This window comes from Salinimicrobium oceani (assembly GCF_012037645.1).
This window is the reverse complement of record NZ_JAAVJR010001583.1, coordinates 1-290: the sequence shown is the minus strand read 5'-3', so window position 1 is coordinate 290 and position 290 is coordinate 1. Positions and strand designations below refer to the sequence as shown.

1 pseudogene is annotated in these 290 nt (G+C 45.5%); it reads left to right on the top strand.

Annotation, left to right across the window (positions count from 1 at the left end):
- A pseudogene (locus HC175_RS23160) lies at nt 1-290 on the top strand (M23 family peptidase); the annotation flags it as partial.

Sequence of the window (290 nt, the reverse complement as noted above, 5' to 3'; positions counted from 1 at the left end):
AAGGAACGCGCCCTGGCAAGAGAGCTTGAAAATATGAAATTGCAGTACAGCCTCCTCAACCGGAAAATGGAGCAGGTGGAGAATGTTTTGGCAAATGTAGAAGATCGGGACAACAACATTTACCGTTTGTATTTTGAAGCAAGTCCTATTCCCGAAGAACAGCGATTAGCAGGATTTGGAGGGATCAACCGCTACAAAGATCTCGAAGGCTTTGACAATTCAAAGCTCATCATGGATAGCCATAAAAAACTGGACATGCTCACCAAGCGTTTGGTAGTGCAGTCGCGGTC